Raw genomic sequence first — 16,227 nt, 5'->3', positions numbered from 1 at the left:
TATAACGTGCTTTAGCAATGATATTGTTTATAGTATAAAAATCGTAAGGCTGAGTGCATCAGCCAGTTAGACAGTATTTATTTAATCAATGAGGATGATATGGCAATAAGAAGACTGAAAGCTTTTTTTGATTTGGAAGCATCAGGCGGGATTGTGCTGGCGCTTGCTGCTATTGCTGCCATGATTATTGCCAATACTTCGCTCAATACTTGGTATGAATCCTTTATTCATGCCCCTATCGCCATCCAAATTGGTGGCTTTGCCATTGCAAAAGACGCCCATCATTGGATTAATGATGGATTAATGGCGGTTTTCTTCTTTTTAGTCGGACTTGAGCTCAAGCGTGAAGTGCTCGTTGGTGAGCTATCCAATCTAAAGCAAATTGTTTTGCCAGCAGGAGCGGCATTAGGCGGTATGATTGCACCTGCTATTGTGTATGTGGCTTTTAACTATCATGAGCCAGAGTTCCTAAAAGGTTGGGCAATTCCAACAGCAACTGATATTGCTTTTGCCCTAGGTATCCTAAGCTTACTTGGCAATCGCGTGCCCAATTCATTAAAAGTCTTTTTGGTTTCTATTGCTATTTTTGATGATATTGGCGCTATTTTAATCATTGCCTTATTTTATACCAGCGACTTATCATTAAGCTCGCTTGCCTTTGCCGGACTGTGTTTGCCGTTTCTATATCTACTCAACCGCCGCAACGTGACCAGCATTACGCCCTATATTCTTATCGGTGTCATCATGTGGATTTTCGTACTGAAATCTGGTATTCATGCGACGCTTGCTGGTGTGGTATTGGCGCTGTTTATCCCGATGTTCGATCGCACTGACCCTGAACATTCACCGCTAGAGGAGTTAGAACACGATTTACAAAATACCGTCTCTTACGGTATTTTACCGCTATTCGCCTTTACCAATGCTGGAATTTCGCTAGAAGGTGCTGGCTTCGCTGAGCTATTCCATTCAGTGCCACTAGGGATTGCCGCTGGACTATTCATCGGTAAGCAAATTGGTGTGATGATTATGTGCTGGGTCATCTTTAAACTGAATATCTCAACCATGCCAAAGGGCATGAACTTTAAGCAAATCTACGGTGCTGCATTATTATGCGGTGTTGGCTTTACCATGAGTTTATTCATCGGTGGCTTAGCATTTGGTGGTGATACCCCACTATTTGATGAGCGTTTGGGTATTATTATGGGTTCTATCGTATCAGCCATTGCTGGTTACTTCATGTTAAAAGTAGTGCTAAAAGACGATGTCAGCGTAAAATCGGTAGATTTAACCCGTCATTAAATTGATGCCATGTGAGAAGTGAAGCTTGAAGGTAGGTCTAAGGTTGATTGATAATCGAGCAATATGTATTGAGAAATCCGAATATTAATAATTATGGATATGAATAATGATGACTATTAATAATCAAATGCCAGATTATCAACGGCACGGACGCACCACTGCCATAGATAACCATAGTGACTTACAAGTATTAAAGCGAATTAAACGTTATCTTTTACCAAAGAACTTTGTCATTTCTCCTGCATTATTAGAGGAAATAGTTTCAGGTTATGATATCGGTGATCCTCTGGCAGATACACTGGCAGCAGACGGCATTCGCTTCTCCAAACCTTTACAACATGCCATCATTGCTGGAAATATAGACCCTAAGCTTGCTGATAACACAGCATTTATGGCGCTAACTGACCAGTTTAGTAATCATCCGGACTGGTTCGACCCCAAGCTTGCGCAAATTGGCGCTATTGCTTATCGTCGTTACCCCTTAATGCTTATTTGGTTACTGCGAAATGTGGCATTGATGACCGGTTATAGTATTCCAGCGCTATCATTACCGCTGATTCAAACTGGGGCGTTAACACACGATGCGCTACCACGCTTGATGCGTACCTATGCTTATATTCTTGCCGTATCTGAGCACCCGCAACAGGATAATTCCTTTCATTCGCAGCGCACGCCTATTACTGAAGTATTAGCCATTGGCTCTGAAGGCTGGCAGCAATCGGTAAAGGTGCGCCAGATTCATACTTTAGTACGCCAAAATCTAATCAAAGGTAAATTATCTTCAGTCCATAATTCACCTGATAGCTCACTTATCGGTAGCACCCATCACAATCTAGACGGCAGCTGGAATACCGACTATTGGGGTATACCGATTAATCAGACCGATATGATTGCCACTCATTTGCAGTTCTCGCTATTGATTATGCGTGGTCTACGCCTGCTTGGTGCACGTATCAGTCACGAGGAAGCAGAAGGTATCTTGCATTTATGGAATCTTGCCAGCTATTGGATGGGTGTTGATTTAGAGCGGTTACCGAAAGATGAAAACGCATGCTGGGAATGGCTCTATACTTATTTATCCATTCAACAGCTTGACTTTAAGATGGGACGACCACTAGCAAAAGCCTTACATGATTTGCCGCGCCAATTGATGGGTGAAGACAATCGACGTGGGCGCTTTGTCGAGATGGTCAATGCCAGCGTAACTCGCACCATAGTTGGCGATGATATTGGCGATGGGTTAGAACTGCCAAAGTCGAAGATTCGCTTTGGTGTTTTGTCCTCAGTACCGATTTTATTTGCTCTTGATACCGCCCGCCAGCACAATCAAATCGTTGCTGCCAAGCTTGAGCAATTTCGTGCCAAACGCCAAGACAATATGAACTGGTGGCTAAAGAAAAATGACGATTACTATAAATAATCATTTATCAGTAATTATTTATCAGTAATTATTTATAAGTAAGCATCGACGACAACCAATGTGCAATCTGCCGAGTTTTTACTTTACAGCTACGTATTTTGGATATGGTAATACCACTCAAGCTGGCGATCAAATCCCGTTTCAAGCAAACTTGCCAGCACGCGCCCTGTTAAGCCCCAGACCGTTTCGCCATCAATCTCCCAACTGGGGGTTAACAGTGTTGAAGTTTGAGCTTGCATGGTATAACGCACTCGATACTCTACCGTCGGTTGAGTAATCAGCGTCTCAAAATCCGCCCAGAAAATACGAGATATCTCACCCTGATCAGGCACCAATACCAAATCTGGGGCAATCAATGCCACGATAGGACGCACGCTCATACCACTTTTAGAGGTTTGAATGGGCAACTGACCGAGTAGCTGCACTTTATTGGGCGGTAGCGCGGTTTCCTCGCACGCCTCACGCAGCGCAGTCACCACGTTATTACCGTCGCCACTTTCATATTTACCGCCTGCACACGATACTTCACCGGCATGACTGTTCATATGTATAGCGCGGCGCGTCAACAGTAATTTCGGACGCGGTTCATCTGTAATGGCCACCAAAATTGAAGCATCAGCAATCGGCGTTTGATACAACATGCTCAAAATACGTAAGCTTTGCGCGCTCATCTCCTGTCTACAGTTCACAGGATATGGCGCTGGTAATAGAACTGATGACGGCACTGATAAAGCTGGCTCTATGCCTAACAGCTCACCCTGCATCCGCTCTGCCAACTGCCTGAGCAGAGGCTGACGAATATCAGCAGGCAAGGCGACTGCCAATTCATCAAAATGTGGCGAACGCGGTAGGAATGCCATTATAATATCCGTCCTTTTTTTAGTCAGTGCTACGTTTGGTAAGTGCTAAATATTATTTATAATAAGGCGCTGATTTATAATAATATCGGTAGAGTTCACGATTATTAGTGCTATTAATAGTTAGTTTCATAACAATACAATAAAGCTTATCTTCTTAAATGACCTCTTAAGCAAAATTTTTCAACACGGGCAACAAGGCTGAGGGTTATTATACATCCTGTAACAGCCACCTCTTAGCGACGATGACTATGCGCTACGAGACAAATTTATGCTATCTTAAGCTAACGTTAAATCCCAGTTAACCTAAGGGTTGAGTACGGTTAAGGTAAAGACCTATAGTGCCATCCGTCTTTACCTGTTATTGTTTAGATTACCTCTTTTTCATTGATAAAAGGCAGCTCATATGCGTTATTGTCTCGAATGCGGTCACGAAGCTGAACGCAAAATTCCCGCCACTGATAATATACCGCGCTTGGTATGCCCCAACTGTCATTATATTCATTATGAAAACCCAAAAATAATTTGCGGCTCATTGGTCGTTCATGAAGGCAGAGTGCTGTTGTGCCGTCGTGCCATTGAACCACAATATGGCTTGTGGACGGTACCAGCGGGCTTTATGGAAAATGGTGAAACCATTGCTGAAGGCGCAGCGCGTGAAAGTTTTGAGGAAGCCGATGCGGTCGTGACCAACCCGCATTTATACTGCATTTATGATTTACCGCATATCGGTCAAATTTATATGATTTATCTCAATGATTTAAAAGATGGTGCGTATGGTATTGGCTCAGAAAGTCTAGATTGTGCCCTATTTGCAGAAGAAGATATTCCATGGGATAAGATTGCCTTTGAGGCGGTACGGCGCACATTGACCAACTTTTTTGCCGATCGTAAACAATTCAATAATCATGCCGACTTTCCGGTTCATCAAGACTATATTGCTAAAGACCAAAGCATTAAGCGTTTTTAAGCAGTACTTATTTAAGCAGTGCTGGCAAGTCAATTGAGATGCTGGGCTTACAAAAGCAAGTAGTAAAAACCGTTGATAAGATTTATTCTAAAATCTCATCAACGGTTTTTTATTGCCTATGTTTTAGCTCAACTTGAGCTTTTCAAACCCATCACTTTTGATTTAATTGCCGAGGATACTAATGCGCACATTACACCAGTCTTTTGCCTTATTACCGCTCACCCTAGCCCTCGGGCTTGCCAGTGTGAGCGGTAATGCTGAAAATACCCCACTAACGGCGCAGGAATCCGATCCGCAAGTTATGGGCTGGATGCAGGGCTTTCCGCCACCAGATGATAAACTCATTGCCCAGCCCCAGTCCAACTTTTTTAGCTTTCCCAAATTGCGCTGGACGGTTTGCCACATTCGCGAGCTGATGCCTACCAGTGAAGTCAGTCGCGGTATCGGCGCGCCTTCTAAGCTTGATTATGCACTTGATAAAAATATCGACGCCATTACTTTTACTCCGACTGGTAGTAAACAGAAAATGACCTGGCGGCAGTCGCTTGATGCAAACTATACTGACGGCATTATGGTCATGCATCACGGTAAGGTGGTTTATGAACGTCAAAATGGCTGTCTTAATGAGCTTGGTAACCATGCTGCCATGTCGATGACCAAATCGCTTACCGGTCTGTTAGCAGAAACCTTAGTAATCGAAGGTAAGTTGAATGATAAAGCCTTAGTCGGTACGATTATTCCTGAGCTAAAAAACAGTGGCTTTGGTGATGCGACTGTCCGCCAAGTGATGGATATGACTACCGCACTGGATTATAGCGAAGATTATGCCGATCCTGAGGCAGACATTTGGAAGTACTCAGAAGCGGCAAGCCCTTTGCCCAAAGCTAAAGACTATACCGGTCCAAATGGTTACTTTGAATACCTACAAACCGTGAAGAAAAAAGGCACACATGGAACGGAGTTTAATTATCGAACCATCAATAGTGATGCACTCGGCTGGATTATCTCGCGTACCACGGGTAAAGCAGTGGATGACCTACTATCAGAGCGTATTTGGCAAAAAATCGGTGCCGAACAAAGCGCCTATATGACTATCGATGGTAAAGGCACACCATTTGCAGGCGGTGGTATAAGTGCTGGTTTACACGACATGGCACGTGTTGGCAGCTTGATGTTAAACAAGGGCGAAATTAATGGACAGCGCTTATTCCCTACTACCGTCGTTGACAGTATCGAAGCAGGCGGCGACAAAAAAGCCTTTGCCACGGCAGGCTATAATCAGCTAAAAAATGGCAGCTATAAGAGTATGTGGTGGCTGTTTAATAACCCTACCCCTATTTATGCCGCGCGCGGTGTTCATGGTCAGACCATCTACGTTGACCCAGCCGCTGATATGGTCATCGTACGGTTTGCCTCTTATCCTGAAGCGGGTAACGGTAAAATTGACCCTACCTCATTACCTGCTTATAGCGCTTTGGCAAATTATTTAATTAAAAAGTAAGCGCTCAAAGATTAATAACAATCATTCATAAAAAATAAAAAACCGCCGTTTCTATTGAAATCGGCGGTTTTTTTATACTAATATTAAGTGGCTATTGGCAACAATTTTGGTTAGACCATTAGCTTTTAATTTTACAAACTTCAAATCCTAATGCTTTAACGGCTTCTTCTTTATCATAAGGTGCAAGTACAGCGCGGACATGTTTTTGCCCTTGCAGATATTGTTTTGCCACACGCTGCAAATCAGCAATAGTTACTGCTAATATTGCTGCGCGCATTTTACGTTGCCACTCAATGCCACGATGATGCAAGTCTGCAAAGCACGCTTTGACCGCCTCACCTGCTGGCGAACCTGGCTTATCCATACCAGATATAATCCCTAAAATAGCCTCTTCTAATTGCTCAGCCGTTTGTGGTTCATTTAGCAGCCATTCAATACTGGCATCAAAATGCGCATAAGTTTCTGCACAATGTGGATCGCGGTAGCTAAAGAATTTAAAGGCGCAAGCATTACCATCATAACCCGCACCGCCACCATAAGCACCGCCGCGCTCACGAATCGCACTATGCAAGTAACCATTACGTAGATAAGGCGCTAATATCATTAAAGCTGCGGTATCAGGATGATCAGAGGCAGGCACGGTATAAGCACTGGCATTATGATATACATTGGTTGCCACCAACCATGCTAAATCCGCAACATCTACTGTTTCTCCATTGTTGGCAGTTTCTGGTGTATTGTCTTCGCCATCTAAGGCAGGATTTATAGTTAAATCTGCAAATTCGCTCGGTACATTACTTTCAATATTGATATCTTTTGTAGCAAGCTTTGCGGCACGACTGTCTTCCCAGCTATTCACGATCAAATCGCGCAAGTGCTCGGTTTGCTCCGCTTCACAAATGATAAGCGCATGCTTAGGTAAGCTAATAATACGTTGATGCAGATTCATAAGACTGGTCGCTAAGTGATCCCACTGGGTATCATCGGTAGCAGCATGAGTTAAGAAATCTTTAAGCGCATTGAGCGCTGGCAGACCGCTACGCACATATTCTAACTGCGACTGGCGGCTCATACCGCGACTGGCGGTTTGCATCGCATAGGCATGCCCAGAACCAGCAAGGTTGGACTGCCACCCAGATTGGCGCTGCTGCAAAATCTCCTTAATACGATCATGCTCAGTAAAGATACTATGCTCCATCACCTCTTTGACCAAATCAATGGCTTCAGGCTTACGATTAAGCGCACGCGTTGCCACCACAAAGTAGCTGCTAATTGACTGGTTACTGTCAATATTGGTGCGCTGGCTGACCCGTGCTGTCACCCCTGACGAATGCGCTGCTTGCTTGGCTTGCAGTTCATAAGCATCCATTGAATCGGTGCCCAACTCTGATAACAAGCTTAAATAAATCGGCAATAGCGGATGATTAATCACGTCATTGGCGGGCAGCTCATTAGAGTTTGTCGCACCAATATCATCAGTTAACGGCACAATAATTTGGTAATAATATAAGCCATTAGTACCTGCTTCATATTCAAATAACGTACTTTCTTTGCCGCTTAACTGGATTTGCTTTTGTGTGCCCTGTTTAAAGCTAATATCCGTCGGTACGTCTTCTAAGCCTACTTTTGGTAGTAAGCTTAAATCATCCGGTGCTGCTTGACGCGCTGCTAAATCTAATGCTTGTTGTTTTAAAATGTCTTTATCATGTGAGGTCATATCCATCGCAATAGTATCTAGGCGCACCTGTTCAGCCGCCGCCAGACGCGCTGATTTTTCACTATCAGGCGTGAGAGTCAAGCGAACACGATGCTGATTATCAAGCAAATGCTGCTTAATTAAATTCGGCAACCACTCTTTATCCTGCACTTGCTCACGCAACCATAATAAATGCTCATCAACTTCCCAAACATCAATCGGATTGCCGTCATGAATCGCGGTACTAAAGCCTTCTAACATGAGATTCAGACCGTAAGGCATACTATCGCCACCAATATGACGCTGATCAATCTCGATTTGATGCAATATCGTTTCAATCGTTTCTTCATCTATCGGTGTACTGGCAACGGTAGCTAGCAAGTCCATAATCCCTTGCTCAACGGCTTCGGCATGTTCAGGATTGGAGCCACGCAGACCGGTATAAAACACCATTTCATAATGGCTGTCATCTAAACCCAATAGCGGACTTGGCGCTTTACCGAGAGGATGGCTGTCAAGATAGGCACGTAATGGCGAGCCTGCATGCTCAACCAATACGCCTTCAAGTAAACGTAATGCTAAGCGCTGCTTAGGATCAATAATCGAAGGCAATAACCATGCGACCACGTGATGGGTTTGATCAGGTCCTACTTCATCAGCGGTGTACGTATCAGTGGCGCTAATCGGTGCGCTCAAACGTTGCTCAGGGCGTGACACATGCTTTTTGCCGACTTCAAATTGAATGAGCGCATCATCATGAATCTTGGCTTGAGTTTCTGCAACTGGAATATTACCAAAGCTCATAATCACACTGTTAGACGGATGATAATGGCTATGATGAAATTCAACCAATTCATTATGAGTCAAGTCAGGAATATCAGCAGGATCACCGCCAGAATTATAGTGATAAGTAGTGGTTGGGAATAAATGATGGGCTACGGCATGATACAGCTGATCAATCTCGCCGCTCATCGCGCCTTTCATCTCATTAAAAACAATACCCTTAAATTGCGGCTTGTCATCGCTATCTAATTCAACACGAATACCCTCTTGGGCAAAATCAAGCGGATGAATATTTGGGAAAAATGACGCATCCAAATAAACAGCTAATAAATTAAAATAGTCATTTTTATTTTGCGTGGCATACGGATACGCTGTCCAATCCGCCGCCGTCATCGCATTCATAAAAGTATTTAATGAACGCTTAATCATTGAAAAGAAAGGATCGCGAACGGGGAACTTTTTCGAGCCACATAAAGCGACGTGTTCTAAGATATGCGCCTCGCCTTTCGAATCCATCGGCTGGGTACGAAAACCTACCAAGAAGGCATTTTCATCACTGGCATGTGCCAAATGATAGTGCATCGCTCCGGTCTGCGTATGCTGACTGATAAGCACATCCATCGACAGCGCCTCAATATGGCGATGCTCAATGAGCGCAAAAGCAGGATGCAAGGTTAAATCAGCAGTAAATGGCGTGTCAGTCATATTTGTCCTTAGTATTTACCCTTAATAGCAGGATAAATAATGGTTAAAAAGTGAAGATTAAAGAGATAATTGTTATAAGTTAATATCGATAATTTAACTAAATTTTTATCGCATTAATTCTTGGGTAATCTTCATATTTAGTGTCACAGTCAAACCAATAAGCAGAACTGTTAAACAGAATTTGCCTGATAACGACTTTAACAATTTTCTTAACGAATATAGATGGGGTGTTTATTGTAAGAAGTCAAGGTGACGTGGGAAAGTTAAGCTAGGTGGCTGGCGTTAACTATAGCACTACTGAACAGTTGTCACGACTGGTGTTATAGTTAAGATTATCTGATAGGAGGAGGATACTCATGACTTACAAACATATTTTATTGGTTACGGACTTATTGTCAGATGCGGATGTCGTTGCAGAAAAAGCCAAACACATCGTTGCAAATCGCCCTGAATCAAGACTTTCAGTACTACATATTGTCAAAGATACCATGGTCGGGTTCGGCTATGAGCTTGTACCCGCCTCTAGCCTATATGATCAGATTGATGATGAGCGCTGTCAAGAAGCCCGTGGACGTTTAGCGCAGTTCTTAGAGCGTAACCAGCTGTATAATGTCAACTCTGAGGTGACCACAGCTATCTCTAATAGTGAAGGTATCATCAACTATTGCGAAAAGCATCACGTTGACTTACTCGTTATCGGTCGTCATGAGCGTCACGGTATTGCGGCATGGCTCAGCGGTGCAACGGCTGATAATATCTTGCCAAATGTACCATGTGACAGCTTAGTCGTCAGACTTGATAAGCCCGTCAATAAATAGACAATGATTTACTTTATTAAATATGGTAAAAATCAAAATAGAGTATCGTCTATTCAATAAAGTGCAATATATTTAATAAGATAGCATTGTTATAAAGTGCAGCGTATCAGACCGATGACGCTGCACTTTTTTATCAGTTATTTATCCTCTAAACCTCAGTAATGATATCGATAAACGTCTGCCAAATTGGACTTTGATGACGCGATTTGTGCCAGATTAACCACCATGTGCGCGCCAAATCTATCCCAGCAACCTTCACCTGAACCAAGTTACCGTTTGCCAATTCAGCATGAATCGCATGTTGTGACAGACAGCCCAAACCAATATCTGCACTAACCATATGCTTAATTGCTTCTGATTGTTGAATCGCCATCACCACATCAGCATCGGGCATATATTGCAATAATTGCTCATCAATGATTTGCCGAGTTCCTGAACCAGTTTCTCTGACTAATAATGGCAGTTTTGCCAGCTGGGTAATACTCAACCGATAGCAGTCATCTATGGCATCATATTCTGCTAAACCATTCAGCCATCTACTGTCGCGCTTTGCAAATACCATCAAAGTATCGGTTCGCCATGCGCGCTGCTCGATTACCTTACTATCGGCTGGACGCGGCATCCCTTCTACCAAAGCAATATCAATATTCAGCTGCTCAACTTCCGTCACCACCTCTTGCGTATTAGCAATATATAAATCTACGTTTGCCTTAGGTTGTATGTCATATAGCTTGGCTAATAATGGTGGCAATACATAGTTACCAATCGTGGTACTCGCGCCAATATGAATCTGTCCTGCTTGGTGCTTATGATAATACTCTAAGCTCAGCGCCTGCCCCAAGATTGCCTGCGCTTGGATATAAATGGGATACGCGTTTGGATGCTGATTTAGCCTGCGTCCCACCCGCTCAAACAAGGGCATTTGTAACCGTGCTTCTAGCTCGGTTAATGCACTACTTACCGCCGATTGTGACAAATGCAGTTCTTCACTGGCGCGACTGGTACTCCCCGTTTGATAAATACTTACAAATACTGCCAGCTGCCGCAGCGTTATCCTTGGTAAGGTTTGCACCGCTTTTCTCATTACTTTGGCTCCTTGCTGTGATTTATTTGCTAAAGCTCTTACATCCTAAATGTGTCCAACATTACATCTTTTAATATTAACCTAAAAAATCGATAGGTTCTATCTTATTAATCTGTTTTTATTATATATAGATTTTATTTATAATATCTACTTATAAGCTTATGCTTATCTGGATTATCAAGTAGTGCTGACCGAAAAATTTAGTTATTAAAGCTCATCTTTAACATCAGCGCCTTACCCATTACCAACGTTCTCATAGGACGCTCAGTTATGAAAGCTTTTACCCAAGCATTTGCCAGTTATATTCCGCGCGGTCGCCACATAGCCGGACTTATCGTTGTGCTGGTCGGTAGCTTATTTTGCTTATGGTTGAATAGTAGTCTACAAGCATGGACCAATGGGCGCATCGTCGGCTTATCATCATTAACTTTAGCGATTTTAATCGGTATGATACTCGGCAATACCGTTTATGGTCATGCCGCTGAACGCTTGGACGCAGGAGTTTGCTTTGCTAAAGGGCAAATTCTGCGTTTAGCCATTATGTTCTATGGTTTTAAATTGACCTTAACCCAAGTGGCAAGCGTTGGTATTCCCGCGGTTATGAGTGATGCGCTGGTACTGACCTCAACCTTTTTCTTAACCTATTGGCTCGGTACACGCTGGCTAAAAGTTGATAAACAAACCACTATATTGATTGGCTCCGGTGCCAGTATTTGCGGTGCCGCCGCTGTTATCGCCGCCGATCCTATCGTCAAAGCCGAAGCGCATAAAGTCACTATCGCAGTGGCAACGGTAGTAGTATTCGGTACGATTGCGATGATACTGTATCCGTTTTTGTATCATCTCGGTTGGTTACAGCCATGGCTTAGCGCGCAAGATTATGGCGTCTATACTGGCTCGACCATTCATGAAGTGGCGCAAGTTGTGGTCGCTGGTAATGCTGTCAGTGCCGATGTAGGCGATACCGCTGTCGTCACTAAAATGATTCGGGTGATGATGCTTGCACCCTTCTTACTGGTATTGTCTTTTGCGCTAACCAAAGGCAGCAGCGAGAATGGCGAAAAGCCTTCGTTTATGAACCGTGTTCAACAAGTTAAAGTCCCATGGTTCGCTTTTATTTTTATTCTTATCGTCGTGCTGCATACCTTGCTTAATATAAGCGCAGGTTTTGAGCAAGCCATGGTGATGGTAGATGATATATTACTGACGATGGCTATGTTCGCCCTTGGTCTTACGACGCACCTAAGCGCTATTAAACAAGCGGGTGTTAGACCTCTAATACTTGGCGCGATTATGTTTGCATGGTTAATCGTTGGTGGCGGCCTGATTAACATTGGCATTAGCTTTATATAAAACGTTGTACTAATTAATACTTCCAACTGAACTAAAAACGCCTACAACTGATTGTAGGCGTTTTGCATTGGGTAATGACTAGGTATATATAGTGATAAGTTATTCAATGTACCCACATCTTCCGCTCTTCAAAATTTAGCTCACTCACTTTTAAAACTAAAATAATAAAACCTTGAACAACAGACATAAAAAAAACGAACCCGATGGTTCGTTTTTTTATTCATCTTGCTCTAATTGTCTATAAAGACAGATTAGATAGCAACGATGTTATGAGCTTGTGGACCTTTTTGACCTTGAGTTACAGTGAACTCAACTTCTTGGCCTTCAGCTAAAGTTTTGAAGCCTGAACCAGTGATTTCGCTGTAATGAGCAAAAACGTCTGCGCCGCTTTCTGGAGCGATAAAACCAAAGCCTTTAGCTTCGTTAAACCACTTAACTGTACCTTTCATAGTATCTGACATATTGATAACCCTAATTTTCTAATTTATTAATGGTCTAGTGACCGGCAACGCTTGCAAATAGCTACTGAACGATAAATATTAAAACGAAGGATTATAACTAATACTACGAGGTAATGATTTGGTGCAGAACTGCTCTTAAGCTTGGGTACATTATAAGGGGGGTCTGACGCTATCGCAAGTCTTATCTAACATTTCTTGTAACAAGCGTTACATATCTTATTTTTTAAGTAAATTGTGCTGCTTTATATAGCCTTAAGCATGCACCTTCTAAAAACTAAGCCATTTTCATTAATCAATGCGGATTAAGCATTTGGGAGACGAAACAGATATATCGCAGCCCCACTACACACAGCTGCTACTAACCATGCTACCCATATCGTATCAGTAGGCAGGCGATAAAATAACATCGTCGTTGATATAGCCATCATGATGGTTGCCAGATACTTAGCGTATAGAGGTACGGCATGACGCTCTTCCCAATCACGGACAAACTTACCAAAATATTTATGATTGATCAGCCAAAAATGAAAACGTCGTGAGCTGCGCGCCCAGCATCCCGCTGCCAATAATATAAAAGGTGCGGTCGGCATCACAGGTAATAATATACCAATAATACCTAGGGCGAAAAACAACCAGCCAGCGCCAAGTAGCATCCAACGTACGGTTGGGCTTTTGGATTGATTGGTCTTGGGTCGATGATAAAAAGCATTTTTTGTTTGAGTCATAAAGGTAGTGTTAATAGCTGTGAGGGATTAAATAGCAATATTTGCTTATACGATGAGGCAATAATGTATTAATAGCTAAAAAGGAACAAGAGGCTTTTTGCATCTTTTATCTTTCTACGTTTTTCAATAGTGTGAATAACTTTAATAAAGAAATACTTATTTTTTAATAGACACATTATTAATATTAAGACATAATTCGACTGTTTTTTAATTGTACGTTTTTGGTAACTATAACTAACAGCTTCGATAACAATTGTAAGTAACCTATAACAATAGTATTTCTATCATTCATAAGGATATTCATGATAAAGCTTTTTATTCCGAAAGTTGCTAAATCAGTTACTCTGCCTTTAGCGCTCGCTGCTATTACTGCATTCAGTGGTTGTGCGACCGTGAATCCTGAGTCACGCTCAGCCTACGATCAAACGCAAAAAACCTTAGCCAATCAAGCAGTTGCTATTATCACTGATGGCTGTATCGTGCGGGTTGAGATGGGTAAAAACGATATTATGTATCAACATTCTGACCTTGCTGCTCTAGCTATGGCACAGACCATCAAAACGCGTCTGACTGAAAAAGGGATAAAAGTTAGCAATACGTCATCGCCCTTTGTCTGCGGTACGTTGACCAAAGAAACGCTGACTAAGATGGATATCTTAATTACGGACAAAGCTAAAGATAAGTTAAATACAGCCTATCCTGTGCTTAGCTCAACCAATAAGTTTGACACCGTCGCCAATCAGGCTTATCTAAATCTATATACTGCACTTGATAAGAAGAAAACTGAAGCAAATAAAGCCAAAACTACCTATACTGCATTGGGATTAGATAATAATAGCTTGAATAGTATCCGTAAGATTGAAGGCACTAACAAAGCTTTTGTATCGATGGTAACAGGTAGTAAACCCTCTATTGGTGCGTCACTGGTATTGGGTACTGCTACAGCAGTCGCCACTGGTGGTGCCTATGTTTCTACGCTACAGAAGGGACAAAACTATGCTATTTATCTAGTAAATCTTGAGACCAACCAAATTGAATGGGTAAAAACAGGTGTCGTCCAAGGTAATGTATTCAAAATGCCTGTCGATAGCAGCTATACTTTGCCAAAAATGCTTGATCCTTTATATGCTGAACAAAAATAAAGCTATTATTTGATAGTTTAGATAAATTAAAAACCGCTCATAGCCTTTGCTATAAGCGGTTTTTATTTCTTAAATCAATTGTGCTCGGTTATTAGGTTTTAAATCAATATCAACGCCAGTATCGTAAATATCAAGAAATAGCCAAAGACGGCCATAATCGCGTACATAGTTTTGATTTCTTTGCCATTAATTTGAATATTGGATAATGTATTACCAAGTTTCAAAATGGAGATGGTATAAAAATAGAATGCTAATAAAAGAAGCACCATACTAATGGTAAATATTGCGATGGAAGAAAGCACGCCAAAAAAGACTACAGTTCCAGGAAACAATGCCTCACCCTTGATAATTAGAACCAAAAGTACGATAGCAACACCGGACGCAGATGCGTGGAAAAATATAATATCGTGCCACGTTGCATCCGTTCTATAAAAACTGGACTCAATATCAAGCCTATCGCTACTTAGTGCTTTTGACATAGAACCTTTATCACGGATTAACCTATGACCTTTTATATTACTCATAGCAATAAGGAAGGTAAAAAACGACAGAGCAACCCAAAAAATGACATACATATTTATCTTTATCATAGTAATTATTCCTAAACCTAGAGAAACTTGATTTAAAAATATCTTGTGTACTACAAGATTCGATATCATATTTTCTGTTTATTTTTCTATTTATATCGTGTCAAAATTTATAAGAATTAATGCTTAGATGTTTATCTTATCAGCCCTATTACTTTTATTTGTAAAAAAGTGCGCTAATAAACGGCTTTATTGTAGCGACGCTAATTTTTACCGCTGCTACTTATGTCGATACTGAGTTTGGTGATTAGGTGTTCATGATTGGGTGTTCATGATTAGTTTATACATCACATTTTATTTTTAGCATAAAAAACCGCTTAAGTTTGAGCTAAAGCGGGTTTTATTATCAAGTTGGACACTGAGATATAAACATTAAGGATCATTTGTAGAATATTAATCACCTTTCCTACTGTGCATCACTGCCCCAATACTTCGCAATCACTTTAGGGAAGCAATAATCTTTTGGCATGACGGTAATGGCGATTGGTACTAATATGGATTTGGTCACGCCGCCGATATTCTCACAAGTCGCATCGGTTGGTACGTCATAATAAATCACGCGCAAGGTGTTCTGCGGACAGAGGTCTGAGCACTGGAATGATTTGACCACTGCAATACCGTGATGATAGCCAATCATCCACTGCTGCGCGCCTTCGGTTGGCGCTGACTCTTTTTGCTCAGCAGCTCGAATAAGATCGGCGTCCGTCATGGTGTCTTCATTGGTCGGCGGTGAAACGAGGACGCAAGTGCTTAGGCTTAACAACAAGGCGCTTAAAGTGAGGGCTTTTACGGTTGATGTTGTTTTTATGGTGAACATGACGGTTAC

General features: G+C 42.0%; 14 protein-coding genes. 7 read left to right on the top strand and 7 right to left on the bottom strand.

The annotated features are described in order from the left end of the window. Positions 1-99 precede the first annotated feature (99 nt). Positions 100-1,299 (top strand): Na+/H+ antiporter NhaA, encoded by a 1,200-nt coding sequence (gene nhaA / locus H2245_RS08130; RefSeq protein ID WP_182406906.1) that lies wholly within the window; start codon positions 100-102, stop codon positions 1,297-1,299. A gap of 106 nt (positions 1,300-1,405) precedes the next feature. Continuing rightward, positions 1,406-2,719 (top strand): oxygenase MpaB family protein, encoded by a 1,314-nt coding sequence (locus H2245_RS08125; RefSeq protein ID WP_182406905.1) that lies wholly within the window; start codon positions 1,406-1,408, stop codon positions 2,717-2,719. A gap of 89 nt (positions 2,720-2,808) precedes the next feature. On the opposite strand, the gene H2245_RS08120 is transcribed toward H2245_RS08125, so the two are convergent. Then, a complete protein-coding gene (locus tag H2245_RS08120) occupies positions 2,809-3,579 on the bottom strand; it encodes a CoA pyrophosphatase (protein ID WP_182406904.1) in 771 nt (256 codons plus the stop codon). A 403-nt stretch (positions 3,580-3,982) separates the two neighbouring features. Here H2245_RS08120 and H2245_RS08115 point away from each other — a divergent pair, with 403 nt between their 5' ends. Together H2245_RS08115 and H2245_RS08110 are read left to right on the top strand one after the other, a co-directional pair. Further along, positions 3,983-4,546: an NUDIX hydrolase gene (locus H2245_RS08115; protein ID WP_182406903.1), complete on the top strand. Its 564-nt coding sequence runs from the start codon at positions 3,983-3,985 to the stop codon at positions 4,544-4,546. A gap of 181 nt (positions 4,547-4,727) precedes the next feature. Then, a complete protein-coding gene (locus H2245_RS08110; protein WP_182406902.1) occupies positions 4,728-6,047 on the top strand; it encodes a serine hydrolase in 1,320 nt (439 codons plus the stop codon). Positions 6,048-6,165: 118 nt separating this feature from the next. Here H2245_RS08110 and H2245_RS08105 read toward each other — a convergent pair whose 3' ends face one another. After that, the gene (locus H2245_RS08105; RefSeq protein WP_182406901.1) at positions 6,166-9,231 is read right to left on the bottom strand and encodes an insulinase family protein; all 3,066 of its coding nucleotides are present in this window, start codon (positions 9,229-9,231) and stop codon (positions 6,166-6,168) included. A 356-nt stretch (positions 9,232-9,587) separates the two neighbouring features. Here H2245_RS08105 and H2245_RS08100 point away from each other — a divergent pair, with 356 nt between their 5' ends. Then, positions 9,588-10,049, top strand: a complete 462-nt coding sequence (locus tag H2245_RS08100; RefSeq protein ID WP_182406900.1) for a universal stress protein — start codon at positions 9,588-9,590, stop codon at positions 10,047-10,049. Between the two features lie 148 nt (positions 10,050-10,197). On the opposite strand, the gene H2245_RS08095 is transcribed toward H2245_RS08100, so the two are convergent. Next, positions 10,198-11,133, bottom strand: a complete 936-nt coding sequence (locus H2245_RS08095) for a LysR substrate-binding domain-containing protein (protein ID WP_182406899.1) — start codon at positions 11,131-11,133, stop codon at positions 10,198-10,200. A gap of 270 nt (positions 11,134-11,403) precedes the next feature. Between H2245_RS08095 and H2245_RS08090 the strand changes: the two genes are divergently transcribed. Further along, positions 11,404-12,486 carry a YeiH family protein gene (locus H2245_RS08090; RefSeq protein WP_182406898.1) on the top strand — a complete coding sequence of 361 codons (1,083 nt, stop codon included), beginning with the start codon at positions 11,404-11,406 and terminating at the stop codon, positions 12,484-12,486. Between the two features lie 251 nt (positions 12,487-12,737). Here the strand turns inward: H2245_RS08090 and H2245_RS08085 are convergent, their stop codons facing one another. Both H2245_RS08085 and H2245_RS08080 read right to left on the bottom strand, forming a co-directional pair. Continuing rightward, the gene (locus H2245_RS08085) at positions 12,738-12,947 is read right to left on the bottom strand and encodes a cold-shock protein (protein ID WP_062533834.1); all 210 of its coding nucleotides are present in this window, start codon (positions 12,945-12,947) and stop codon (positions 12,738-12,740) included. A 302-nt stretch (positions 12,948-13,249) separates the two neighbouring features. Next, positions 13,250-13,672 (bottom strand): YbaN family protein, encoded by a 423-nt coding sequence (locus tag H2245_RS08080; RefSeq protein WP_182406897.1) that lies wholly within the window; start codon positions 13,670-13,672, stop codon positions 13,250-13,252. Between the two features lie 302 nt (positions 13,673-13,974). On the opposite strand from H2245_RS08080, the gene H2245_RS08075 reads away from it, so the two are divergent. Further along, complete coding sequence (locus tag H2245_RS08075) at positions 13,975-14,814, top strand: hypothetical protein (protein ID WP_182406896.1); 840 nt, start codon at positions 13,975-13,977, stop codon at positions 14,812-14,814. 98 nt (positions 14,815-14,912) lie between these two features. On the opposite strand, the gene H2245_RS08070 is transcribed toward H2245_RS08075, so the two are convergent. Together H2245_RS08070 and H2245_RS08065 are read right to left on the bottom strand one after the other, a co-directional pair. Continuing rightward, positions 14,913-15,404: a hypothetical protein gene (locus tag H2245_RS08070; RefSeq protein WP_182406895.1), complete on the bottom strand. Its 492-nt coding sequence runs from the start codon at positions 15,402-15,404 to the stop codon at positions 14,913-14,915. Positions 15,405-15,807: 403 nt separating this feature from the next. Further along, positions 15,808-16,218 (bottom strand): hypothetical protein, encoded by a 411-nt coding sequence (locus H2245_RS08065; protein ID WP_182406894.1) that lies wholly within the window; start codon positions 16,216-16,218, stop codon positions 15,808-15,810. Positions 16,219-16,227 lie beyond the last annotated feature (9 nt).

The sequence above is a fragment of the Psychrobacter sp. GP33 genome (genome assembly GCF_014119005.1).
Classification (GTDB): domain Bacteria; phylum Pseudomonadota; class Gammaproteobacteria; order Pseudomonadales; family Moraxellaceae; genus Psychrobacter.
This window is presented reverse-complemented; position numbering and strand designations above follow the sequence as displayed.

What these genes read in the sequence shown, in the direction of transcription:
- nhaA (WP_182406906.1), top strand. Translation starts at nt 100, where the DNA reads ATGGCAATAAGAAGACTGAAAGCTTTTTTTGATTTGGAAGCATCAGGC.
- H2245_RS08125 (WP_182406905.1), top strand. Translation starts at nt 1,406, where the DNA reads ATGATGACTATTAATAATCAAATGCCAGATTATCAACGGCACGGACGC.
- H2245_RS08120 (WP_182406904.1), bottom strand. Translation starts at nt 3,579, where the DNA reads ATGGCATTCCTACCGCGTTCGCCACATTTTGATGAATTGGCAGTCGCC.
- H2245_RS08115 (WP_182406903.1), top strand. Translation starts at nt 3,983, where the DNA reads ATGCGTTATTGTCTCGAATGCGGTCACGAAGCTGAACGCAAAATTCCC.
- H2245_RS08110 (WP_182406902.1), top strand. Translation starts at nt 4,728, where the DNA reads ATGCGCACATTACACCAGTCTTTTGCCTTATTACCGCTCACCCTAGCC.
- H2245_RS08105 (WP_182406901.1), bottom strand. Translation starts at nt 9,231, where the DNA reads ATGACTGACACGCCATTTACTGCTGATTTAACCTTGCATCCTGCTTTT.
- H2245_RS08100 (WP_182406900.1), top strand. Translation starts at nt 9,588, where the DNA reads ATGACTTACAAACATATTTTATTGGTTACGGACTTATTGTCAGATGCG.
- H2245_RS08095 (WP_182406899.1), bottom strand. Translation starts at nt 11,133, where the DNA reads ATGAGAAAAGCGGTGCAAACCTTACCAAGGATAACGCTGCGGCAGCTG.
- H2245_RS08090 (WP_182406898.1), top strand. Translation starts at nt 11,404, where the DNA reads ATGAAAGCTTTTACCCAAGCATTTGCCAGTTATATTCCGCGCGGTCGC.
- H2245_RS08085 (WP_062533834.1), bottom strand. Translation starts at nt 12,947, where the DNA reads ATGTCAGATACTATGAAAGGTACAGTTAAGTGGTTTAACGAAGCTAAA.
- H2245_RS08080 (WP_182406897.1), bottom strand. Translation starts at nt 13,672, where the DNA reads ATGACTCAAACAAAAAATGCTTTTTATCATCGACCCAAGACCAATCAA.
- H2245_RS08075 (WP_182406896.1), top strand. Translation starts at nt 13,975, where the DNA reads ATGATAAAGCTTTTTATTCCGAAAGTTGCTAAATCAGTTACTCTGCCT.
- H2245_RS08070 (WP_182406895.1), bottom strand. Translation starts at nt 15,404, where the DNA reads ATGATAAAGATAAATATGTATGTCATTTTTTGGGTTGCTCTGTCGTTT.
- H2245_RS08065 (WP_182406894.1), bottom strand. Translation starts at nt 16,218, where the DNA reads ATGTTCACCATAAAAACAACATCAACCGTAAAAGCCCTCACTTTAAGC.